General features: G+C 43.4%; 18 protein-coding genes. 4 read left to right on the top strand and 14 right to left on the bottom strand.

What is annotated here, in order from left to right; translation table 11 throughout:
* The first annotated feature begins 271 nt into the window (after positions 1–271).
* Positions 272–694 (top strand): hypothetical protein, encoded by a 423-nt coding sequence (locus tag SWOO_RS18220; RefSeq protein WP_012326136.1) that lies wholly within the window; start codon positions 272–274, stop codon positions 692–694.
* Between the two features lie 283 nt (positions 695–977).
* Here SWOO_RS18220 and radA read toward each other — a convergent pair whose 3' ends face one another.
* Positions 978–2,351, bottom strand: coding sequence for a DNA repair protein RadA (radA, locus tag SWOO_RS18225; RefSeq protein ID WP_012326137.1), 1,374 nt, complete (start codon positions 2,349–2,351; stop codon positions 978–980).
* A 417-nt stretch (positions 2,352–2,768) separates the two neighbouring features.
* On the opposite strand from radA, the gene SWOO_RS18230 reads away from it, so the two are divergent.
* Positions 2,769–5,186, top strand: a complete 2,418-nt coding sequence (locus tag SWOO_RS18230; protein WP_012326138.1) for a PilZ domain-containing protein — start codon at positions 2,769–2,771, stop codon at positions 5,184–5,186.
* Between the two features lie 158 nt (positions 5,187–5,344).
* Positions 5,345–6,583 carry an alpha/beta hydrolase gene (locus tag SWOO_RS18235; RefSeq protein ID WP_012326139.1) on the top strand — a complete coding sequence of 413 codons (1,239 nt, stop codon included), beginning with the start codon at positions 5,345–5,347 and terminating at the stop codon, positions 6,581–6,583.
* 33 nt (positions 6,584–6,616) lie between these two features.
* Here the strand turns inward: SWOO_RS18235 and SWOO_RS18240 are convergent, their stop codons facing one another.
* Both SWOO_RS18240 and serB read right to left on the bottom strand, forming a co-directional pair.
* Positions 6,617–7,558: an alpha/beta fold hydrolase gene (locus SWOO_RS18240; RefSeq protein WP_012326140.1), complete on the bottom strand. Its 942-nt coding sequence runs from the start codon at positions 7,556–7,558 to the stop codon at positions 6,617–6,619.
* A 226-nt stretch (positions 7,559–7,784) separates the two neighbouring features.
* Positions 7,785–8,765 carry a phosphoserine phosphatase SerB gene (serB, locus tag SWOO_RS18245; RefSeq protein ID WP_012326141.1) on the bottom strand — a complete coding sequence of 327 codons (981 nt, stop codon included), beginning with the start codon at positions 8,763–8,765 and terminating at the stop codon, positions 7,785–7,787.
* 78 nt (positions 8,766–8,843) lie between these two features.
* Between serB and SWOO_RS18250 the strand changes: the two genes are divergently transcribed.
* The gene (locus tag SWOO_RS18250) at positions 8,844–9,509 is read left to right on the top strand and encodes an AhpA/YtjB family protein (RefSeq protein ID WP_012326142.1); all 666 of its coding nucleotides are present in this window, start codon (positions 8,844–8,846) and stop codon (positions 9,507–9,509) included.
* Positions 9,510–9,675: 166 nt separating this feature from the next.
* On the opposite strand, the gene deoD is transcribed toward SWOO_RS18250, so the two are convergent.
* From deoD to pnp, 11 genes are all read right to left on the bottom strand, one after another.
* Positions 9,676–10,386, bottom strand: a complete 711-nt coding sequence (gene deoD, locus SWOO_RS18255) for a purine-nucleoside phosphorylase (RefSeq protein WP_012326143.1) — start codon at positions 10,384–10,386, stop codon at positions 9,676–9,678.
* Positions 10,387–10,492: 106 nt separating this feature from the next.
* A complete protein-coding gene (locus SWOO_RS18260) occupies positions 10,493–11,710 on the bottom strand; it encodes a phosphopentomutase (protein WP_012326144.1) in 1,218 nt (405 codons plus the stop codon).
* 21 nt (positions 11,711–11,731) lie between these two features.
* Positions 11,732–13,063, bottom strand: coding sequence for a thymidine phosphorylase (deoA, locus tag SWOO_RS18265; protein ID WP_012326145.1), 1,332 nt, complete (start codon positions 13,061–13,063; stop codon positions 11,732–11,734).
* A gap of 209 nt (positions 13,064–13,272) precedes the next feature.
* The gene (gene deoC, locus SWOO_RS18270; RefSeq protein ID WP_012326146.1) at positions 13,273–14,046 is read right to left on the bottom strand and encodes a deoxyribose-phosphate aldolase; all 774 of its coding nucleotides are present in this window, start codon (positions 14,044–14,046) and stop codon (positions 13,273–13,275) included.
* Between the two features lie 456 nt (positions 14,047–14,502).
* Positions 14,503–15,336, bottom strand: coding sequence for a nucleoside-specific channel-forming Tsx family protein (locus SWOO_RS18275; RefSeq protein WP_012326147.1), 834 nt, complete (start codon positions 15,334–15,336; stop codon positions 14,503–14,505).
* A 359-nt stretch (positions 15,337–15,695) separates the two neighbouring features.
* On the bottom strand, positions 15,696–16,955 hold the full coding sequence (locus tag SWOO_RS18280) for a NupC/NupG family nucleoside CNT transporter (RefSeq protein WP_012326148.1): 1,260 nt from the start codon (positions 16,953–16,955) through the stop codon (positions 15,696–15,698).
* A gap of 175 nt (positions 16,956–17,130) precedes the next feature.
* Positions 17,131–17,895, bottom strand: coding sequence for a TatD family hydrolase (locus SWOO_RS18285; RefSeq protein WP_041418258.1), 765 nt, complete (start codon positions 17,893–17,895; stop codon positions 17,131–17,133).
* 35 nt (positions 17,896–17,930) lie between these two features.
* On the bottom strand, positions 17,931–18,092 hold the full coding sequence (locus tag SWOO_RS26075) for a hypothetical protein (RefSeq protein ID WP_012326150.1): 162 nt from the start codon (positions 18,090–18,092) through the stop codon (positions 17,931–17,933).
* A 333-nt stretch (positions 18,093–18,425) separates the two neighbouring features.
* Positions 18,426–20,006: a peptide chain release factor 3 gene (gene prfC / locus SWOO_RS18290; protein WP_012326151.1), complete on the bottom strand. Its 1,581-nt coding sequence runs from the start codon at positions 20,004–20,006 to the stop codon at positions 18,426–18,428.
* 187 nt (positions 20,007–20,193) lie between these two features.
* Positions 20,194–21,102, bottom strand: coding sequence for a lipoprotein NlpI (gene nlpI / locus SWOO_RS18295; RefSeq protein WP_012326152.1), 909 nt, complete (start codon positions 21,100–21,102; stop codon positions 20,194–20,196).
* 181 nt (positions 21,103–21,283) lie between these two features.
* Complete coding sequence (gene pnp / locus SWOO_RS18300) at positions 21,284–23,392, bottom strand: polyribonucleotide nucleotidyltransferase (protein WP_012326153.1); 2,109 nt, start codon at positions 23,390–23,392, stop codon at positions 21,284–21,286.
* Positions 23,393–23,546 lie beyond the last annotated feature (154 nt).

Below are 23,546 nucleotides of genomic sequence, written 5' to 3' on the forward strand. Positions count from 1 at the left end.
AGGTGCTTAAATATCTACTAATTGTTTAACTTGTGTAGACTTTCATTTGAATGCACAAAAGTTAGCAAGATTACATAAAGAAAATGGAGCGACTTTACCTTCATTGTTCGACGATTCTGAATTTCAAAGTTATAAATCTAAAGCTTTTAGAATTACCGAAATAGACCTATGAAAACTTATAATATTTAAACATTTAGTTTGATTTCGCTTACAATTTTAGCCAATTTTTATAAGCCCCCTTACAGGAAACCATGTGTAAATGAGTAAATCTATGTCCGAATTAAAGGTAAAGCTAAAATTTCACGGAGAGCATCATATGGGGGCTGAAACCGTGGAAATGGTTTTACCGTTTGAGATAGATGGATACTCTGCTCTTTATTCGACAAATGGTCATGTCGTTTCTTCAAAAAATCCACGTTATCTTTATCTTTGGGATGCAACAGTAGTCCTAAGGATTGATCTCGACATTAAAGCTGTGGGGTACTTACTGCCTCCAAAGAGAAAGTATATTTCTGAATTTTCTGAATCAGAAGACGGTTACAGTTTTGAGGTTTACGGAGGCAACTCCAAAACTACCTCAACTTTCATGAATTACTCAGGTACAAACTTTAAGTCTGGGTTTGGCCCTGTTGAAAACGGTTTATTCCCAAGTGCTCATAAACCACATGTGAAGTATATTAATGAAAACACATAGCAAACGGCATCAGCGCGAAAGCCAACACCCCAGTGAACTCGGCTAAACAGAAAATTAACTCACATCTGATTGTCATACTTTCCCTAGTAACAGTCTCAGCCTATATCGCTTAAGCAGTGAGCTTTGTGTCATTCATCTCTTCGTGATGAGATCGCTTTATTTAAGTTAAGCAACTAAACAAAGACTACTCACCACTTAGAACACGCAAGGCCACAGAGAAAAGCAATAACTCCACCCACTAAGCACTATTTTACCATGCCAAAGTGAACATCAATTTTAGCCGTTAATTGATCAACTCAAGCAACTCATGAATGGTTTTCACTGGGATAATTTTAGCGCCTAACCCTTCCATGGATTTATGGTAATTACGAAAAGGGATAAATACCTCGGTAAAGCCATGTTGAACCGCTTCTTTCACCCTTGGAACGCCACTGTCTATCGGTCTTACATCGCCATTTAAGCTAAGCTCGCCCATGATGCAGGTGGTTCTCGGTACCACAAAATCATTTAAGCTACTCAAAAGTGCGGTTACCAGTGCTAAGTCGATACAGGTTTCGGATTCATCAATCTTTAGGCCACCTACTAAGTTAAAGTAGGTATCGTGAAATATCTTAGTACGGGTGTGTTTTCGCAATATTCCCGTTAGCATCTTAATTCGGTTCATATTGAGACCAACACAGACACGTTGAGGAAACTCCCCTTCAGTTTCTGTGGTTAGACACTGGATCTCCAGTAAAAGATTACGGTTTCCCTTACGGATACAGGTGATGGCAGCGCCGGGGGACTGGGTTGATGACCCCGATAGAAAAATCTCACTTGGATTATCAACACTAAGCATGCCTCGCTCTGTCATTCTAAAAATACCGACAGTATCGACATCGCCAAAACGGTTCTTGTTAGCTCTAAGAGTTCTTACCTGCCCATCGTTACATTCAAGATGTGTCAAACAATCTACAATATGGATCAGGGTCTGTGGCCCCGCCGTTTCATTGTTTTTATTCACGTGCGCCACTAAAAACATGGTGACATTGTTCTGTTTGCAGTACTGAGTCAATGACTGGGCACTGCTTTTAACCTGAGAGGGGGAACCTGGACTACCGTTCGCTAATTCGGTAACAACAGCTTGAATAGAGTCGATAACGGCAAATTTGACCTTTTTAGCCTCGAGTTCTGCAATAATCGCTTCAACACTGGTTTCCGCCATTAAATACAAGTTTTCCTCATTACAGTTTAATTTAAGACGATTAACACGGTTCTTAAACTGTGAGAGTGACTCTTCAGCTGTACAGTATAAAGACGGCATAATTTGCGACATACGCGAAACAAGATCTGACAGTAATGTCGTCTTACCCGCACCAGGATCCCCAGAGATGATATTGACAGAGCCTGTAGTAAGACCTCCACACAATACGCGGTCAAGCTCTCCTATCCCGGTAAGCATCTTTTGTGCTTCAAACTCTTCAACCTCACTCAGTCTCTTTGAGCCACCTCCAACAGCGCCAGCATAACCTGCCACTGATGAGCCTGATGACTTAGCACTGCTTAAGCGCACCTCTGTGATGGTGTTCCACTCATGACAGGCGCTGCACTGGCCTTGCCAGCGAGGAAAATCCTGACCACACTCATTACACACATATGCTGTTTTATTTTTTGCCATATCTCTTCATAATTATTGAAAAACGATTAAATTGAACGCTAACGAACAGCCTCACTATCAAGCAGAGGTTTTCACAAGCTCAAGGTACCACCAGCTTATTCTTGCCTGTGGTATCATAAAAATGAACTCTAGCTTGAGTTAAAGCGATGAACATGTTGCGATAATCAAATAATAATAACCACTTATCATCAAATTGATTGAAAATTCACTATCAAGAATTTCCTCTCACAGCCGACATAAGATCAGTTGCTAATAAGATTATCAGTCATGGGTGGATTTATCACCTCAAAAAGAGCTGCTTTATACCCTATATTAAAATAGTGAATCCAGATATTTAAGCAGCAATTTTCATCTCCTTTACTTAAAATAGTACAGCAACAAATGATAACGCCTCCCTACTAATAATATGAGTGAGTAATGAGTTTAGACGAACACAGTGCATTAATAGAACAGCTAAAGCCCCTCTTAATGGAACCCGATTTCCAGGCTATTTTCGATATGCTGACAAAAGATGAGTCCAACTCCACCCGCTTTCTTTTGAAGATGGAGCTTAATCGCATCTCAGCGCTCTGCACACGTATCATAGATCTTAGGGATAAGTCTGAACTAGCCTGTGAAGAGTTCGAAGATGGAGGTCGCCAACATTACTTAGATGAGCCAGCAAAAGAGAGCTTTAAAGAGTCCATGGCGCTCTACCATGGCAAGTATACGCTAGGTGTATATGAGCATGTCATTGATGCCCATAGGCGCCGCAAAACAAAACTACAGGAGACTGGCAATGTAGTTGAAGTCTCGGCTCCTGAACCCTATATTGCAACGGGCGTAGTTTTAGGCAGCTACTTCAACCGCAGTGAAGAGAGAATGAATTACAGCATTCGGATCTCCGCAGCTCAACCTGGCCGAAATGAGAGCTTAGGGATCACTGTCGATCTGTCTGTAGGCGGAGCTCGTATACGTCTACCATTAAAACATAGTTTTAATGTCGATAACCCAATAAGAGTTAAACTGCTTGAGCTTAGCGATGAGTACTATCACGAAGATCTACAGCAAGGCGTTGAATATCAAATTGTCGATACAGAAACCAATTCAGAGTATTGCTGGATGCGCCTTAAACGGGTCGGTGGCAGTGACACACTCACACAGATGCTCTCCAATCTGATTAAGGGATATAAGTTCAGATATAAAGTCGATATTAACGATATCTTAGTCGCAGCAACTGGACTTGGCTTTGAGCGTCACTATCTGCCTCACCTTCCTCATTTACCGATCTTTATTGAGCCCGATGCTGATAACTATAAAATAACCCATAAGCTCTTAAGCCGAGATAACCAGCAACTGCAATATTATTTTCAGGATGAGCAAGATATCAGTCAGCTGCCGAACATGATCACTGGCAGCAGAATCAAGGCCATGATAGATGAACCCGATAACAAAGATCATACTCTGTTTTTCTGTTTCACTTTCCACAGTAATGGCCGAGTTTACTTCTATTCAGCCACGCTAGCAGAATTGAAAGAAACCAAGCTTCTCTCACTGTTTTTAAGTTTTGGCTCCAGTAAACCATCATGGAAAACATTGAAGTTAACCTATCATGCAATCGACCATAGAAAATCATACAAAGCCAGCATATTGCCTGGTGATGATAGCTGCTACTCAGCGCTTACTGAGGCGCAACTCAAACGTTTCTCCCATGTGCTACAGCTCATCGATCTCACCGATCCACAAGCGAAAGAACACTACCTTAACTGGAATGGCAGATCTGATAAGGCCACCAACGAGCTCAAGGTGTTCGGCCAACAGAAGCTATTGAAAAACAACGTTAAGTTACTTTCGCTCCAATTCAGTGAACGACGTAATGAAGCTAGGTTTTCATTTAAAACTCAAGTAAAAGCCAGCCAAGGTAAAAAGGTCGTCACGGGTACCACTCGAGACATCTCCAGTAAAGGCTTACAGCTTGCATTAGAGCAACCTATTCATTTCGACAGAACAGCTCCAATACAACTGACCTTTCCAAAGCTGCAATCTATCGCTGGTAAAACAAATCTAAGCCAGCTTCCCTATCGATTAATCAGGGAGCGACAATCAGGTTCGAATATCCATTTGGCTGCAGTCATGGGTCATTCACCTCATATTGGTGTCGAGTTTATGAATAAACTCATCACCAATAACCGTGACAAACTTGAAAAGTTAACTGAAGCCAACAGTGAGATGAAAGAGTTGGCTGACGCCTTAAAGAATTTACTGGTACGTAACTTAGACTCAGTTCCCTTCTTTATCGAAAAAACCGTTAAAACGGCTAAATTAAGCACCTTAGGGGTCAGTGCCCATAAAAATGAGATCACAGATCTATTTGCGGCATCGGCCTCTCGCCCTCTAGAGTATAATCTCGCCTCTTTACTTAAAGACGGGCGATTAAAGCAAGATTTCATCGACCCGATAAGAGCGATGAAGCACCAAACAGGTCTCGATTACTTCGAACTCTACCTACAGATATCCAGGCAGTCCCTTGGGGAGGTAAAAGTAAAATGCGTTGCCCCCAACGAGATTGGTGATACTAAGGCCAGAGAACACTTTATCACTCAAAGTCAAAATCTAGGTCGATTTATGGCCTTAAGGGTGTATCGAGGTGTCACTGATAAACCGGATCTTAGCTATGTCCGCAAGGAGATGGAGTACATAACCATACATGCCCATCACAAGGCAAAACAGCTACAAGAACGTTTATGGCGAATTGTCGGCGTAGGCGAGCTTCTCGACATCACCGAAGAGGTGCTGCTTAGGTATCCTGATCTCTATCAGCAAACAAAACTTGAACCAGAGAATAGCTTAGCTTAATCCAAGTAGGATCAAAGTTTGCCCCAGCCTTAATGGGGCTTCACCCAATCTTCACCTTAACTCCCTCCAGTTTCACCTAACTTCACCTTTACTAAACTGTCTTTCAAATAAAAACATGTAGGCTAATAAATAATCCAATAAAAGAGATAGTAGACCTGATGAAAAGTATCCTCATAACAATCGCAGTTACTCTTGTACTGCTCACCAGTTTAAACCTCAATGCCACCTCTTTAGATAAGACCCCAATAGTGAGTGCCTATCAATACCAGCACCACTCACAGATACTTGCACAGAAGAGGCGCTATATGGTCTCACTTCCCGAGCGGTATCAAATCAATCAAAGAGATTTCCCGACACTCTATATCATAGATGCGGACTTCCAGTTTCAACATGTCTCATCGATAGTGAAACATCTAACTCGTATGGGAAAGTTACCGCCTATGATAGTCGTCGGTATCGCCAATCAGGGAGACGATGACTACCTTAAAACAACGACTTGGCCCGACGGTAAAGACGATGCTTTTGGGGGAGCTGCTCAGTTCCACACTTACTTGAAACAGGAGTTATTGCCAACTATTGACGCTCAATTTCGAACCGATGACCGCAAAGCACTCGCTGGTTACTCACTTGGCGGCCTATTCACTCTCTACAGCATGATGCAAATGCAGACTCCATTTAATGCATTTTTAGCCATGAGTCCCAGTGCTTGGCATGACGGCAACAGCCTACCAGGAAAAATTGAATCTCTACTCAAACAGGGGAAAATAACCTCTCCGGTGTTTATCTCATTGGCCAATGAAGAGGGGATGGGAGTTGAAAAGTTAATTCAGGTATTTGAGCAAGCTGCGCCTGCAAAGCTAAATTGGCAATATAAACATTATCCTAACGAAAATCACTTCACCACCGCGCTGCCCGCCCTCTACGATGGATTGCAATTTTTAGCACCAGACTACGCCATTGATGGCACAGACATGTTAGCCATAGGTGACTATAAGCAAGTGTTAACTCACTTTAGTCAGCAACAGGAAAATTGGGCAGGATTTCAGTTTGAGTGGCTGACCGCCTATCAATTTGCCAAGTACCTATTTTGGTCAAAGCAGCTAGATGAGGTCGATAACGTGCTAAAAGCGGTAAAGACACAGTTTCCTGAATCTTTCGCCAATGTGAGTATTCAACTAGCTAAAGGCTTTAATAAAAAACAAGATTTTAAGCGTGTTGCTCAACTGCTCAACGGTGTGAAGGCTGAAGGAGAAACACTACCTGGATGGCATAAGCAGATGAGTATCTATTATAAAAGTACTGATAAACCTGAATTGGCGAAACAACATCAAGAGCAAGCATTGATGTTAGCAAAAAAGTATGACCTTGAAAGCTGGGAGGTGTGGGAGCTTAAATAAAAGTCACATAAGTTCTGGTCCTAGTGTGAGTACTCACACTAGAACTTTAGCTTCCGATAGCTCAATATTTTTGTACCAATCTCTGACCTGAATAAAATGATCATCAACCGCATCTTTATGGATAAGCATCTCGGCATGGCCATAATCATGCTTATGGCCCTGAGACTTAGCAAGTAAGGTATATTCTACATCGGAAAACTGGCACTCTTGGATCATCCTCTGCACGTCGGCAGGATTACCTAATACCTCATCCCCTAGGCCCGCAATAAACCACGACTTAGGCCACCTCTCCTTACTTGCGACAACTTGCGCCGCTTGGGCGTAATCAAAACCATCATCATGATCGATCCAATCTCCCCTTACCCAATCTACACATTGTGACAGAGAGCGGCGACTCTCATTATCCATCCCCATTCCCCAACGATCAGCAGCAAGATAACCATGGCCCCACGCTATCACCTTAGCCAACTTATTCCAGCCAATATTAACCATCATATACTTCTTAACAGAGCTCACTTTAATGGTGCGCTTAGTTCCGAAAGTCAATAAAGATGCCACACTCTCCTGAAACAGGGGAAAACGAGAGATAGCACTGGCCATTAGAACGCCCCCCCAGGAGTGAGCACACCAATGAATACTCGATACTTGAGAGTGAAGCCCCATGATATAGTGATGCACTAAGGGAAGCTGTTCACGGATCACTTCGCCCTGCCCCTCTTTAAATCCTCGCTGGATCTTAGGCGTACTTAGACCACGGCCCTGAGTATCAAGCACATACACAACAAAGCCTGCCTCAGCTAAAAAACAGGCAAGACCTCGCCCTGACTCACTGTAAAACACCTTACCATTAGACATAGCACCATGGAGCATAAATATGGGCGGCTTATGCATATCGGCATTGGCAAGCTTTACCTGTCTAAGGTGCAGTTGACCTTCCAGATAGGGGATATAAAAAGAGGTTTGTTCCAAATCCACAATCACTATTTACTGACTAATGAAAATAATAAACTACTGACTTGAAATGAAAAAACAAGAGTAAATACTCAATAAAGTGGAATATGAACTAGAGAGAGCAGATAAGACGAATGAGTTCAAATTGATATGACCTCATTTAAAACATAAAAAATTAAGCCCGTTGATAGGAAAAAAGCCGTTATCCTATCAATGGGCTCAACTAAGAAGCTAATACCAACTTATATCACTAAAGTAACTGCAACAGATATGGCAACACTTTTAGATCTAACTGTTTAATAGCAACATCGGCTGCGGCTTCAAGTTTTGGTTTTGCATGGTAGGCGATACCAAAGTCTGCGATCTCAATCATAGGGATATCATTCGCCCCATCACCGATTGCGAGTCGTTGGCCCTTTGGGATCTCCCAAGCTTGGGCGCAGCGCTCAACCGTATCTGCTTTAAACTGAGCATCAACCACCTGACCTGTCACCTGCCCCGTCAACTTTCCCCCTTCGATAACCAACTCATTGGCATAGGCGGCATCAAGATCCAATAACTGCTTAAGATGGCCAACAAACGGGGTAAATCCGCCAGATGCAACGACAAGTCGCCATCCATAAGATTGCAGCTCTGTGACCATATCGGTTAGGCCCGGCATCAGAGGAAGCTTGTCGCATAGGGTCTTTATAATCGCCTCGTCCGCATCTTTAAGTTGAGCGACTCTTGCCCTCAAGCTCTCTTCAAAGTCCAGCTCTCCCTGCATGGCACGCTCTGTAACCTCTGCAACGGCCTCGCCTACACCTGCCATAACTGCCAGCTCATCAATACACTCAATCTCAATGGCGGTAGAGTCCATATCCATCACTAATAAACCACAACGATTGAGCACCGCCTGATTTGGGCTGATAGAGAAAAACTCAACGCCATCAATTAATGCGTACTGCTTAATCTCAGTCTCATTGAGAGGCTTATCTAAACGCAGCTCTATACAGTGCAGTGCGTTTTTTCGAACAATATAAGCAAGCGAAACGGGCTGAGAAAGCGCAGCAAGTAATCTAGCTAACTCAGACTCAACGGATTGCTCAGCATACACGCATCGATACCTAGCCGCCCCATTAGGGAGTTCAGACTCAAGATGACGAGATATAGAAAGTGTTTGAGCATTAAAAGTAAGGGTTTGCTCCTCTTTTAACCATGAAAATAGTGACACGTGGTTCAGACTTTCCATCAGCAATGCTTCTCCGGCTATCGGGCAGGGTCATAATCAATTATGATTAGGTAAACCCATAATAAATTCAGGTACACAGTGTTTTTTCTTAAAGGACTGAAAAAGAGTCATAGGATCAGCAGGTTTATACAGATCACTATCGCACTGACGTTGGCAGTGGGACTTATTCAGTTATGGGAAACTAGCCTACTACAAGGCCAGCAGCTTCTAAAGTCCCAAACTGAAAAGATGGCCAGATTAATGGTTCAACAAACAGCTTATGGCGCCGCTCCAGCACTGCAGCTTGAAAATGATGAGCAGCTGCAATGGCTAGCCACGGCTTTGGTGCTCGATCCTAAGGTCATGTCGGCTAGCATTTTCAGTGAAGATGGTCAAAGACTCTCCTTTGCTCAAAGTGTCAGCACCGAGGAGTTAGAACCAGAGTCAGAGGAGTTACAGGCATTACTCGCTCCCTACCCTCCCTATGTTGAGGCTGTTTCCCAAGATGGCAATAATTTAGGCTTTATTGAGGTCAGATTGGAGCCTCGTCTCTTCTTTAATGAGATTAAAGAGGCACATCAGATAAACATGAAGCAACAACAGATGATGCTGATTATCGCAGGATTAATAGGCATGTTGCTGTCGCGAGCTCTCTCCTTTAAACGGGCTGATTTTGACCGCAGGAAAACACGCTTTAAATTCAGAAAGAAGCCGAGCAAACTCAAGAAAGAAACATTGCCGGAAGAAGTAGCGAGTAGCGAGTAGCGAGTAGCGAGTAGCGAGTAGCGAGTAGCGAGTAGCGAGTAGCGAAAAAGAATATCCAGAAAGCAGACAAGATAAACATAAAAAAGGGCTCATATTATGAGCCCTTTTTATTCGCTTTCCTCTAATACTAATCAGTATTAAAAAGGAGCACCTTATATCAATTAGATTAAAGTGTGATAGCTGCGTCTAGTGTCATTTCGATCATCTCATTGAACGTAGTTTGACGCTCATCTGAAGATGTCTTCTCACCAGTACGGATGTGATCAGATACAGTCACAACACACAAAGCTTTAGCGCCAAACTCAGCAGCAACACCGTAAAGGCCAGCCGCTTCCATCTCAACACCTAGAATGTTCATCTTTTCCATCACATCAAACATCTCTGGATCTGGAGTGTAAAAAAGATCAGCTGAGAAAACGTTACCAACGCGGTACTTAGTACCTTTAGCATCAGCAGCTTTAACTACAGCGCTAAGTAGGCTGTAATCAGCGATAGCAGCGAAGTCTTGGCCTTTGAAACGTAGACGGTTAACTTGAGAATCAGTACAAGCACCCATACCGATAAGTACGTCACGAACTTTAACGTCAGTGCTTACTGCGCCACAAGTACCAACACGGATTAGGTTCTTCACACCGTAGTCTTTGATGAGCTCTGTCGCGTAGATAGATGCAGAAGGGATACCCATGCCTGAACCCATAACAGAGATACGAGTCCCTTTATAAGTACCAGTGTAACCAAACATGTTACGAACATCAGTCACTTGCTCAACGTTCTCTAGGAAAGTCTCAGCAATGTACTTAGCACGTAACGGATCGCCTGGGAAAAGTACTGTTTCAGCAAAAGCACCGTCTGCTGCATTAATATGTGGTGTAGCCATCTATATAACCCCTTATATTTATAACTTAAACTAGTACTTCAAAAGAGTACTTAAGTCTTGTAACTGGCGGCCATCACCGCCAAATTTTAAATTCGTAGCTTTGCAATTACTTAATGAAAGACTCACCGTATTCCATCGGCTCAAGCTTAAAGTAGCTCGCAATCGATTGACCAATATCGGCAAAGCTGTTGCGGCGTCCTAAAGAGCCCGCTTTTAATCCAGCACCATAGGCCAATACAGGCACGCGTTCACGGGTATGATCTGTTCCTTTCCAACTTGGATCACAACCGTGATCCGCTGTCAGTAACAGCAAGTCATCTTCGCCTAAAATTTCAAATATTTCAGGTAAACGAGAGTCAAAATACTCAAGGGCTTTCGCGTAACCTGCAATATCACGACGGTGACCGTAATGGGAGTCGAAATCAACAAAGTTAGTGAAGACGATACTCTTATCACCTGCCGCTTTAACCTGCTCAAGTGTTGCATCAAACAGTGCTTCTAGTCCCGTCGCTTTCACTTTTTGAGTGATACCGCAATTGGCATAGATATCCGCAATTTTACCGACACTAATCACTTCACCACCGGCGGCTTTCATCTTATCAAGTACCGTTTTTGAAGGTGGCTCAACCGCGTAGTCACGACGATTACCTGTACGGGCAAAATCACTTGGACCTGTGCCTACGAAAGCTCGAGCGATAACACGACCTATATTATAGGGTTCAAGCTCTTCACGAGCGATGATACATAAGTTGTAAAGGTTTTCTAACCCAAAACTCTCTTCATGACATGCTATTTGAAAAACAGAGTCGGCAGAGGTATAGAAGATAGGCTTACCAGTGCGCATATGCTCTTCACCTAACTCTTCTAGAATGGCGGTTCCAGAAGCATGGCAATTACCTAAGTAGCCATCAAGACCTGCTCTAGCTAAGATTTTGTCAGTAAGTTCTTTTGGAAAAGAGTTAGTCAGATCGCTAAAGTAGCCCCACTCATAGAGAACTGGCACACCCGCCATCTCCCAGTGACCACTTGGCGTATCTTTACCAGTACTTAACTCATCTGCGTGACCATAGGCACCAATCACCTCAACATCATCGCTAAAGCCTGGAGCAAAAGTACCAGTACTCTCTTTCGCCGCCAATGCTAAACCGAGTTTAGAAAGGTTTGGCAGTTTAAGCGGGCCTTCGCGGCCTATGTCGGCTCTTCCTTCGGCGCACGCTTTGGCTATACTACCAAACGTATCTGAACCCACATCACCGAAAGATTCAGCATCAGTTGCTGCTCCTACGCCAAATGAGTCCAACATCATTATGATTGTTCTTTTCATATTAACCTCTACTTCTGCGAGTTACAGATCGCTAGCGCGGATATAACGATAAATTTCAGGCGTTTTCTCAGGACGAGAATCACCAATATGGATCGCTTTTCTCACGGCTCTTTCAGCTTCTGCAAATGCTGTTTCAGTCTGAGCATGGATCATGGCAATGGGCTTATCTTTCGATATTTCATCGCCTAAAGCGCACACTTGCGTCAAACCAACACTGTAATCGAGCGCATCACCTGGCTTACGACGTCCACCACCTAAGGTAACAACGGCAAGACCAAGTTCACGGGTGTCCATCGATGTAGCAAAACCTGTTTGCTCAGCATAGACAGGACGAATAATCTTAGACTCTGGTAGGTATAGACCTGGGTTTTCAACAAAATCTGTCGGACCACCTAAACCAGAGATCATGCGGCCAAAGATCTCTGCCGCTTTACCATTATCAAGTACTGCATTGAGCTTCTCACGGGCCTGGGTTTCAGTAGAGGCAATGCCACCTAACATCAACATCTCGGCGCAAAGCCCCATGGTTACTTCATAGAGGCGTGGATTACGGTATCTACCCGTTAGGAAGTCAATCGCCTCTTTCACTTCTACCGCGTTACCTGCACAAGATGCAAGCACTTGGTTCATATCAGTGAGTAGCGCAGTGGTTTTAGTCCCAGCGCCGTTAGCCACAGCAGTAATACTACGAGCAAGCTCCTCTGAGGCTTCATAGGTAGGCATAAATGCGCCACTGCCCACTTTGACATCCATAGCTAACGCATCAAGACCTGCGGCCAACTTCTTAGAAAGAATTGAAGCGGTAATAAGGGAGATTGACTCTACAGTCGCTGTGTTATCGCGAATGGAGTAGAAACGTTTATCGGCAGGAACGAGATCGCCAGTCTGGCCAATAATGGCAACACCAGCCTCTTTAACGACTTTTCTGAAAAGGGCACTATCTGGCTCAGTTTGGTAGCCAGGAATGGCATCAAACTTATCTAATGTGCCGCCAGTGTGGCCAAGTCCACGACCTGAGATCATAGGAACATAACCGCCACAGGCCGCAGCCATAGGACCAAGCATCAGGCTTATCACATCACCAACACCACCGGTGCTGTGCTTATCTATAATAGGACCATTAAGATCTAGGCTCTGCCAGTCTAGTACTGTGCCAGAGTCACGCATGGAGGTTGTCAACGCAATGCGCTCATCCATGTTCATATCGTTGAAGTAAACCGCCATGCCAAGGGCTGCGATTTGACCTTCTGAAACTGTATTATCTGTGATGCCTTTAACGAAGAACTGGATCTCCTCCTTCGATAAGGCTTCAGCGTTGCGCTTTTTACGAATTATCTCTTGTGCTAGAAACATGGTACTGCCTCCAAGTTTGTAACTGAAATTCAGTCTTTAGCAACAAACCTCAGTGTAAAATCGGTAAAGCTTCGGTGTGCAACATAGAAACATGTAAATTTACTACATTCGATAGTAACTAAGTTTCGATGATGCCAACTAGATTTAGATCACACTTAACTAAAAAAATAGCCCTATTTTTTTAATCAAAAAGGGCTATTGAGCAGTGCTTAGTAGCCCTGTGGGCCTTTAGCTTCTTCACCTAACTCTAAGGTGTGAAGCAGGTTAACCAATAAGCTTGACGCACCGAAACGGAAGGTCGCAGGAGTAGCCCAGTCATCACCTAAAAGGCGAGCTGCAAGACCAAGGAACTCACCAGCGGCAGCAGCATCACGTACTCCACCTGCTGGCTTAAAGCCCACTTTAGTGTTCTTTTCACTGATCACTGTCATCATGATCTCAGCCGCTTCAATGGTCGCGTTAACTGGCACTTTACCAGTAGAGGTCTTGATGAAGTCTGCACCGGCATCGATACAAAGCTCAGACGCTTTACGAATAAGTGCTGGGTCTTCTAGTACACCAGACTCGATGATCACCTTAAGGATCGCGTCGTCACCACAAGCTTCTTTACAGGCCTTCACAAGCTCAAAGCCAAGAGTTTCATTGCCTTCCATCAATGAGCGGTATGGGAAAACCACATCGACTTCATCAGCGCCGTAAGCAACCGCTGCACGTGTCTCTAGTACCGCAATGGCAATATCATCGTTACCGTGTGGGAAGTTAGTGACAGTGGCAATTTTGATATCTTCACAACCAAGCTCATTAAGCGTCTTGCGCGCAATAGGAATAAACCTTGGATAGATACAGATAGCTGCGGTATTTCCGGCAGGAGTCTTAGCTTTATGACAAAGCTCAATCACTTTCTGATCAGTATCATCATCATTGAGAGTGGTAAGATCCATCAGCTCAATCGCTTTCTGCGCTGCTTTTTTTAAATCGCTCATAATAATTCTCCAAAACAAATTCAAATGTGTAAAAGTTCAATAAATTAAAAATATATCTAGTTGAGACAGCATTTGGGCTGGGCATTATTATGATTTTTTTGGCCGGGCCTTCGGGCATCGTCTCAGAGCTCACTCATCAAGAGCTCTAATAATTCAGGTATTCAATGCTCTCCCAAAGGGAGTCGCTATCTGACACTCAGGTCACGACTTGAATCCTTGAAGACCGGGAAGGAGAAAACAAAAATTGGGTTTCTACCTTTCCGCGAAAATTCCATTTTAGCGCGTGTATCTTGTTCTTTAGGTATGACTAGCGATAGGTTCACTATCTAGTTAAACCTTTACTTAAATAGGCTGAGATAATATAGCCTGTTTAAGTAAAGATTAAGATGCTTTTTGTGTAACGAATTAAGAGAAAATAGAGCCACGCAGCGCGTGGCTCATACACCCTTACAGCTCTTAGAACTTGTAAGTTGCTGTGAAGTAATGTGCGAAACCAGTAGTTTCTAGACCTACGATACCGCCGTCATCTTTAAGCAGGTATACATCGTTGTAACCCTTTAGACCGTAACCTAGAGCATAGTTGTCTGAGTGCCAGTGTAGACCGAAGTATGCAGCACCACCGCTAGAAGTTGTAGGAACAAACTCATCATCAACTGCATCAGCACCGAACTGGTAATCAACATAACCTTGGAAAGCGATGAAAGTACCGTTATCAAAGTTAACAACTGGCTTGAACCAGTTCATAGAGAATTGGTAACCGTTCCACTCTTTGTTGTTTAGGTCGTAGTAACCGTATAGGTTCATGCCAGTTTTACCTAACCATGGAACCATAACATCAGCACCTAGACCCCAGAATGTAGAGTTTACGCCTTCGCCAACACGGTCATCCCAGTTAAATAGAGTTGAGAAGTAAACTTCTTGGATAGGACCAACAGAAAGATCCCAACCAGTCATTGCATCGATAGAGAAACGTGGTGCAAACTTCATGAAGATTTTGCTGCTACCTTTACCAGCACCTTTATCACCGTAGTCACGGTTAGTTAGGTTGAACACATCAACATAACCGTATAGATCAACGATGCCAGCGCGGCCGCCAAATTCCATCTCTAGGTAGTCATGGCCATTATCGGTAGAGCCATCACGTGGAAGTTCATTTACTGCATACATTGCATTGAACTGCATCCAGCCATAATCGCCGCCACGTAGGTCGCTACGATCAGCTGCGAAAGCTGGTGCAGCCATAGTTGCTGTTAGTGCAGTAGCTAGTGCTATAGTTTTAACGTTTTTCATCATCAACCCCATTTATTTTATGGTTTGCCGCTCTTTTTTATAAAGAGTCAGCGTTTCTTTTTTATGGCGCCGCATTTTACTTATTCTGTGCTAAAGCACAACATTATTAATGTAAAAATGCGAACACTAAGTTTTAACATTCAAACAAACATCTGATCTATTAACTGATTTCGATAAAGAGATTAGAGCAAAATCGATTAATAAATCGTGTTCATCCGCACACCCCTAACCATTCTTTACGAATTTGTTTAGTGATGCTATCCAACTTAAATCTGAAAAATGGTTGAGTTAACTTGGGCACTACTCACATGAGTAGTGCACCAGTTAGAGGGGAGAGTCCCCCTCAGAAGTTTTTACGCTTAAATCGCTAGGAATAGACCTGCTAGCGTCGCACTCATCAAGTTTGCAAGAGAACCTGCAATCACAGCGCGAATACCAAGCTTAGCTAGGTCATGGCGACGTGTAGGAGCCATAGCACCTAGACCACCAAGTAGAATCGCGATTGAAGATAGGTTAGCGAAACCACACAGAGCGAATGAGATGATAGCTTTGGTTCTATCAGTCATAACAGCTTGAGTTGCTTCAACTAAAACACCACCGTCAGCCACATCTTTTAGGTATGGAGCGAAGTTCAGGTAAGCAACGAATTCGTTAACAACAATCTTCTGACCGATGAAAGAACCTGCAACAAGTGCTTCGTTCCAAGGTACACCGATAAGGAATGCTAGAGGCATGAAAATATAACCAAGGATCAACTCAAGCGTTAGCCCTTCCATACCAATAAAGCCACCGATACCACCGATAATGCCGTTAAGCATTGCGATAAGACCAACGAAAGCTAGTAACATTGCACCAACGTTAAGTGCTAAGTGCATACCAGATGAAGCACCAGCAGCGGCAGCGTCAAGTACGTTAGCTGGCTTGTCAGGATCTTCAGGAAGATCGCTCATGTCGTTTTTAGCTTCTTCAGTCTCTGGGTGCATCAGTTTAGCCATTAATAGACCACCTGGTGCTGCCATGAATGAAGCGGCAACGAGATACTCGATAGGTACACCCATCTGCGCGTAACCAGCCATTACTGAACCAGCAATAGACGCTAAACCACCTACCATGATGGCAAATAGCTCAGAGTTAGTCATAGTCGCGATAAACGGACGAACCACAAGTGGTGCTTCAGTTTGACCAACGAAGATGTTCGCAGTAGCAGACATAGACTCAGTACGGCTCGTACCTAGTGCTTTTTGAAGTGCGCCACCGATAATACGGATGATCCACTGCATAACGCCAAGGTAGTAAAGGACTGCAATAAGAGAAGAGAAGAAAACAATGACTGGAAGTACATTGACGGCGAAGATGAAACCAACTTTAAAGTTAGCCAAGTCGCCAAACAGGAAGCCGATACCGTTTTGAGCGTAACCAATAACGCTTGATACGCCATCAGATACTGTCTTAAGGATATCTTTACCAACTGGTACATACAAAACAAAACCACCAAATGCAGCTTGAATTGCTAGAGCACCAAATACAGTACGCTTATTAATTGCTTTTTTATTATTAGATAGCGCGAACGCTATCGCTAGTAAGGTGACCACCCCTACTAAACTCATTAAAATATCCATTAACCATCACCCTATTGTTAATACTTTTTAATTATGTTGTTAACCAACCTTTTTCGAGCACGATTATACCCGACCAGACGGCTAAAATCGTCGTTTCGATCAAATTTTTGAAGTTTAATTTCAGCACCTTAGTAGAAATTTATGATGCGACTAACACCTGTTTAAATAAAATAAATTAAAGGTCAAAGAGTTGCGTTACATTCTCAAACATTCGTTCTGAAACAAGAACACTCGATTTTTTTTGTAATTTCGCAATTTCTTCGATGATTGAGGGCAAAATAAGAGGTGTATTACGTTTTTCAGCTAGGTGTTTAGGGCCCATAGCAGGGGAATCTGTTTCAATTATGAGCGAATTCAGAGAAATATTTGTCACGCAAGCTTTAAGTTTTTTCGCATCTTTGTTTAAAATTAAACCACCGATTCCGAGTTTATAACCTAATTTAACATACTCCTGTGCAACCTCTAACGAGCCATAAAAGCCATGTATCACCCCACCTCTGGCCAATTTAACTGCTTTCAAAAGAGCAATGAGTTCACTGTGAGCCTTAACAACATGTAAAATTACCGGCAGGTTGAGCGACTTCGCCAGTGTTAATTGATGCTCGAGCACCTTTAACTGTATCTCCCAGTCTCCACCACGCAGCTTATCTAAACCACACTCGCCTATTGCAACAAACTTGGGCTCTTGGCTTCGTTGATTGACGGCTTTATCAAGCTCTGAGAGCTCAGCGCTGTAGTTATCACTGAAAAACCAAGGGTGTATCCCTAGGGCATAAGGACAGGAGTATTGAGCAGCAATATGGAGCTGATTTTCCCAATGGGAGGGAGAGACGCCCGGTATCAAGGCGGTATTGATCCCCATGGCTCTCATCGCCTTAAAAAGCTCAGCGCGATCATCATCAAACTCAGGAAAGTCTATGTGCGCATGACTGTCGATAATTTTTGGACAATGTACTGATTTAGACACGCTCTCTCCTAACTATCCTTGGAAGGTTCACATGTCTTTGAAACTGGTTTAGTTGAGACAAGTTCAGGCTCTTCCAATCTAGGGGCACAGCAGCGCCTATTCTCAGGCGTTAACCCCATCTCATCACACCAAGCGATATAGCCTCGCCAGACTTTTACAATCCAATTCATATCGCTCCTGAACAGTTAAATTTATCTGTCTATCATAACCCCACTAAGGCTATAAACCACAAATAATACCAATCAGTATAAATGTCTGGAACATTATTTATAAAGCAAATGGGGCCATGTGCTAATCCCCTCTATCGCTTTGACCTACATGGATGTAGGGAATACCGATAAATGATGGAAGCATTTTAGGCACCCTGCGAGCACGGATAAGCACATCTGACCTCCATGGACGGAGGAAATGTCGAATAAATGTCTGGAACATTTTCGGCCATGTGCAAAAAAGCCCCAAACTTTCGTTCAGGGCTTATTTAAACAAGTCACGCTCAAACGTTTTTAGTTCTCACGGGTCTTAGCAAACTGAATATCTGGGTAGCGCTCCATCGAAAGATTGAGGTTTACCATAGTTGGTGCGATATAAGTCAGATTATCACCACCATCCAGCGCAAGGTTGTTACTGCACTTACGACGGAACTCTTCAAGCTTACGCTCATCATCACAGTAGACCCAGCGAGCTGTGGCAACGCTGATCCCTTCATAGATGGCTTCAACCTTGTATTCACTCTTCAAGCGGCCAACGACCACTTCAAACTGAAGAACACCAACAGCACCCACAATCAGATCATTAGAGTCAATAGGTCTAAATACCTGCACAGCTCCCTCTTCTGAGAGTTGTACTAACCCTTTGAGCAACTGCTTCTGCTTTAGTGGATCTTTTAAACGGATACGTCTAAACATCTCAGGTGCGAAATTGGGAATACCGGTAAAGCGGAACTTCTCCCCTTGGGTAAACGTGTCACCAATTCGCATCGTACCGTGGTTATGTAATCCGATAATATCACCAGGGTAAGCCACTTCAGCACGATTACGATCGCCCGCCATAAAGGTTAGAGCATCACTGACGTTAACATCTTTACCAAGACGTACGTGGTGCATCTTCATGCCCTGCTCATAACGACCAGAACAGATCCGCATAAATGCAACTCTGTCTCTGTGTTTCGGATCCATATTCGCCTGGATCTTAAACACGAAGCCACTGAACTTCTCATCTTCAGGTTGAATGTCTCTGACTTCCGTTTCACGGGCTTGTGGTTTAGGCGCCCACTCAACGATACCGTCTAGAATATGATCAACACCAAAGTTGCCTAATGCAGTACCAAAGAAAACAGGGGTCAACTCACCGGCAAGGAACATCTCAAGATCAAACTCATTCGATGCACCAAGCACAAGCTCAAGCTCTTCACGCACTTCGGCTGCATAAGCACCAATAGCTTCATCAAGCTCTGGGTTATTGAGACCTTTAATGATTCTAGAGTCTTGTATCGTATGTCCTTGACCACTTTGATAGAGGATCACCTCATCACGCAGCAGATGATACACACCCTTAAACTCTTTACCTGAACTGATTGGCCAAGTAATAGGCGCACAGGCAATGTTAAGTACCTCTTCAACTTCATCCATCAACTCTAAAGGATCGCGAATATCACGATCTAACTTATTCATGAATGTCACGATAGGCGTATCACGTAGACGAGTCACTTCCATTAATTTAATGGTACGTTGCTCTACACCTTTCGCTGAATCGATAACCATCAAGCAGGAGTCCACTGCTGTTAATGTACGGTAGGTATCTTCAGAGAAGTCTTCGTGACCTGGAGTATCAAGTAGATTAACTAAGGCATCATTATATGGAAACTGCATTACAGAGGTCGTAATAGAGATACCACGATCTTTCTCCATCTCCATCCAATCTGACTTCGCATGTTGTCCAGATTTCTTACCTTTTACCGTCCCCGCTTTTTGTAACGCGTTGCCAAATAAAAGTACCTTCTCGGTAATGGTGGTCTTACCCGCATCGGGGTGAGAGATAATGGCGAAAGTACGACGCTTGTCGACCTCAACTTTATTGCCTGACATGTTAACCTGCAGATTTATGGTGTTCGCAAAGGCGGCAATTATAGCGTCAAGGAAGCTAAATGGCTACCCGATGGGCCAGAGATTAAAAATAGAATTAAAGATAGAAGAAAAGCCAAACAGAAGAGGTATCTACCATCGTGTCTATAGGCTTAGACACGATGATATATATTGACTATAAGCAGAATAATTAACGAGAAGAGTCACTCATTTTCTCGGCAGAGATGACGGCGTTAATTTTTGCCAGTTCAATCCTTGCATACCTGTGTTCTACAAAATCATAGATATTGGTTGCCAGAGCCAGTCTGAAGTAGTTTGCTGCATCAATATTTTGCCCCTTCTGTTGAGCTATTTTGGCAATATAAAAGTATGCTTCACAAAGGCGTTCAGCGTATTCATTGGGATGAGAAAGTCCCTCCTTTGCAGCAGCAAACACCTCATCACGACTCTTCTTACCTAGGTAAAAATCAACAAGTACGCTAGACCAAGTATTTGGATTAAGACGCAGGCTATTCTCGGCTAGGTTACTCTTAGCTTGCTCGAGATTGTTGGCACTTTCAGTCACATACAACCAAAGTGCTCGATAGCCATCTTGTGGGTCAAGTGAATAAAATGACTCCATATCCGAGGCAGCAAGTTCATTACGCTCACCGTAATAGAGTGCAATGCCACGATTTAAAAAGGCGTAATCGTAATCAGGTGAGAGCTCAAGCACAGCATCGAATGCCTCATAGGCACTTTCGAACTCACCTTCTTGAGTGTAATAGATACCGATAAAGTTATAGGCATCAGCAAGATTTGGCTGCATCTTTAATGCTTGGTGAAAATCGATACGACTTAGAATGCGTAATCCAACACTGTCATAAATCACGCCACGATCATAATGAAATCTGGCCCTTTGCGCATCGGTGAGCTCAGCTGAAGATAAGATCTCATTTAATTTTGCTAAGGTGATCTCAAGTTTGTAATCAGGCATGACAGGTTCAACCATGACCTTACCTTGTTCACTCCCTCCGGACTGAGTCGATATACATCCTGTAAGTAAGATACTCATACCAGCCAATACGACTACAGCGGCAGTCCGCACTTTTTGAATCATCCATTTAACCCTTTGAATTCACCTGTAGCTGTAATCATAGCAATCCGCTATCACTACGGCTATCAAGGATTTAATTATTTCACCGATACTAACACTTCTTATACCAATTGAAATAACTCAAAACCAATCAGGCAATAAAAAAGGAGACCCTAAGGTCTCCTTTCATCGTTAAGCTAAATGCTTATTCAGCAGCTGGAGCCGCTTCAGCTTTAGGTTGTGCTTCTTTCATTGAAAGACGTACACGACCTTGGCGATCAACTTCCATCACCTTAACTTTAACTTCTTGGCCTACTTGTAGGTAATCAGAAACGTTAGCAACACGCTCTTCTGCGATTTGAGAGATGTGTACTAGACCATCTTTACCTGGAAGAATAGTCACAAACGCACCGAAATCAACGATACGAACAACTTTACCGTTGTATACCGTACCAACTTCAACTTCAGCAGTGATCTCTTCGATACGACGGATAGCTTCTTTCGTTGCTTCACCGTTAGCAGATGCGATCTTAACAGTACCGTCATCTTCTAGCTCAATCGTAGTACCAGTCTCTTCGGTAAGCGCACGAATAGTCGCACCACCTTTACCAATAACATCACGGATCTTCTCAGGATTAATCTTAAGAGTCGTGATACGTGGAGCGTGATCAGAGATATCTTCACGGTGACCAGAGATAGCTTGATCCATCACGTTTAGGATATGAACACGTGCGCCGTAAGCTTGCTGTAGAGCAATCTGCATGATCTCTTTAGTGATACCTTCAATCTTGATATCCATCTGCAGTGCAGTAATACCATCACGCGTACCAGCTACTTTAAAGTCCATATCACCAAGATGATCTTCATCACCTAGGATGTCAGAAAGAACAACAAAGTCGTCGCCCTCTTTAACTAGACCCATAGCGATACCTGCTACAGAAGTCTTGATTGGAACACCCGCATCCATAAGTGCTAATGAAGTACCACAAACTGAAGCCATAGAGCTTGAACCGTTAGATTCAGTGATCTCAGATACAACACGAACGCTGTATGGGAACTCTTCAGCTGTAGGCATAACAGCGTTAATACCACGCCATGCTAGCTTACCGTGACCAATTTCACGACGCTTAGGTGAACCAACCATACCTGTTTCACCAACAGAGTAAGGAGGGAAGTTATAGTGAAGCATAAAGCGGTTTGTGTACTCGCCCATGATGCTATCAACTTTCTGAGCGTCACGCTCAGTACCTAAAGTACAAGTAACGAGTGCTTGAGTTTCACCACGAGTGAACAAAGAGCTACCGTGAGTACGTGGAAGTACACCCGCCATAACGTTAAGTGCACGAACCATATCAGGCTCACGACCATCGATACGTGGGCTACCAGAGATGATGCGGCTACGAACCACTTTCTTCTCTAGGCTACCAAGTAACTTGTCAACTTCACGTAGATCAACATCTGCGTTCTCTTCAACAAGCTTGGCAACGGCTGCATTTTTAAGTGCGATAACCGCATCACGACGCTCATGCTTATCAGCAATCTGGTATGCATTTGTCAGTTCAGCTTCAGCCAGACCTTTAATCTTCTCAACTAAGTCAGTATCTTCAGCTGGTGCTGTCCAATCCCACTTAGTTTTACCCGCTTCAGCAGTTAGCTCATTAATCGCATTGATAACTACTTGCTGCTGGTCATGACCATAAACCACACCACCTAACATCACCTCTTCAGGAAGTGAAGCCGCTTCAGATTCAACCATCAATACTGCGCCTTGAGTACCGGCAACAACTAGGTCTAAATCGCTTTCAGCTAACTGGCTAACATTTGGGTTAAGTACATATTCGCCATTGGTATAACCAACACGAGCAACACCTAGAGGACCATTGAACGGCAGGTCTGAGATACTAAGTGCAGCAGAAGTACCAATCATAGAGATAACATCTGGGTTGATCTCTGGATCAACTGAAACCACTGTGATGATAACCTGAACTTCGTTTTTGAAACCGTTAGGGAAAAGAGGACGGATTGGACGGTCAATTAGACGTGCAATCAGGGTTTCATTTTCTGAAGGACGACCTTCACGCTTGAAGAAACCGCCAGGGATCTTACCCGCTGCGTATGTTTTTTCCTGATAGTTAACGGTTAAAGGAAAAAAGTCACGGCCCACGTCTTCTGCTTTCTTTCCAACGACAGTGACTAATACTGTTGTATCACCCATACTTGCTAAAACCGCAGCATTTGCTTGGCGGGCTATAACCCCAGTTTCCAAGGTGACTGTATGTTGACCATATTCAAAACTTTTTACGATTGGATTCACGTGAACCATTCCTTAAATTTAATAACCTTAATTTCGCGCATAAGTATACTTCATCTCTATTCAATAGATAAAGAGCATAGAGTGATGACAAAGCCGAAAGTTTTCTCTAAAGTGAATACTTTCAAGAATATTTTGTTATGGAACTGGCTTAAAA

The organism is Shewanella woodyi ATCC 51908 (assembly GCF_000019525.1).
Classification (GTDB): domain Bacteria; phylum Pseudomonadota; class Gammaproteobacteria; order Enterobacterales; family Shewanellaceae; genus Shewanella; species Shewanella woodyi.

Coding starts and splice junctions, on each gene's coding strand:
- serB (WP_012326141.1), bottom strand. CDS start 8,765: ATGGAAAGTCTGAACCACGTGTCACTATTTTCATGGTTAAAAGAGGAG.
- SWOO_RS18230 (WP_012326138.1), top strand. CDS start 2,769: ATGAGTTTAGACGAACACAGTGCATTAATAGAACAGCTAAAGCCCCTC.
- SWOO_RS18260 (WP_012326144.1), bottom strand. CDS start 11,710: ATGAAAAGAACAATCATAATGATGTTGGACTCATTTGGCGTAGGAGCA.
- SWOO_RS18220 (WP_012326136.1), top strand. CDS start 272: ATGTCCGAATTAAAGGTAAAGCTAAAATTTCACGGAGAGCATCATATG.
- nlpI (WP_012326152.1), bottom strand. CDS start 21,102: ATGATTCAAAAAGTGCGGACTGCCGCTGTAGTCGTATTGGCTGGTATG.
- SWOO_RS18235 (WP_012326139.1), top strand. CDS start 5,345: ATGAAAAGTATCCTCATAACAATCGCAGTTACTCTTGTACTGCTCACC.
- deoA (WP_012326145.1), bottom strand. CDS start 13,063: ATGTTTCTAGCACAAGAGATAATTCGTAAAAAGCGCAACGCTGAAGCC.
- prfC (WP_012326151.1), bottom strand. CDS start 20,006: ATGTCAGGCAATAAAGTTGAGGTCGACAAGCGTCGTACTTTCGCCATT.
- deoC (WP_012326146.1), bottom strand. CDS start 14,046: ATGAGCGATTTAAAAAAAGCAGCGCAGAAAGCGATTGAGCTGATGGAT.
- SWOO_RS18275 (WP_012326147.1), bottom strand. CDS start 15,336: ATGAAAAACGTTAAAACTATAGCACTAGCTACTGCACTAACAGCAACT.
- SWOO_RS18280 (WP_012326148.1), bottom strand. CDS start 16,955: ATGGATATTTTAATGAGTTTAGTAGGGGTGGTCACCTTACTAGCGATA.
- SWOO_RS26075 (WP_012326150.1), bottom strand. CDS start 18,092: ATGAATTGGATTGTAAAAGTCTGGCGAGGCTATATCGCTTGGTGTGAT.
- radA (WP_012326137.1), bottom strand. CDS start 2,351: ATGGCAAAAAATAAAACAGCATATGTGTGTAATGAGTGTGGTCAGGAT.
- deoD (WP_012326143.1), bottom strand. CDS start 10,386: ATGGCTACACCACATATTAATGCAGCAGACGGTGCTTTTGCTGAAACA.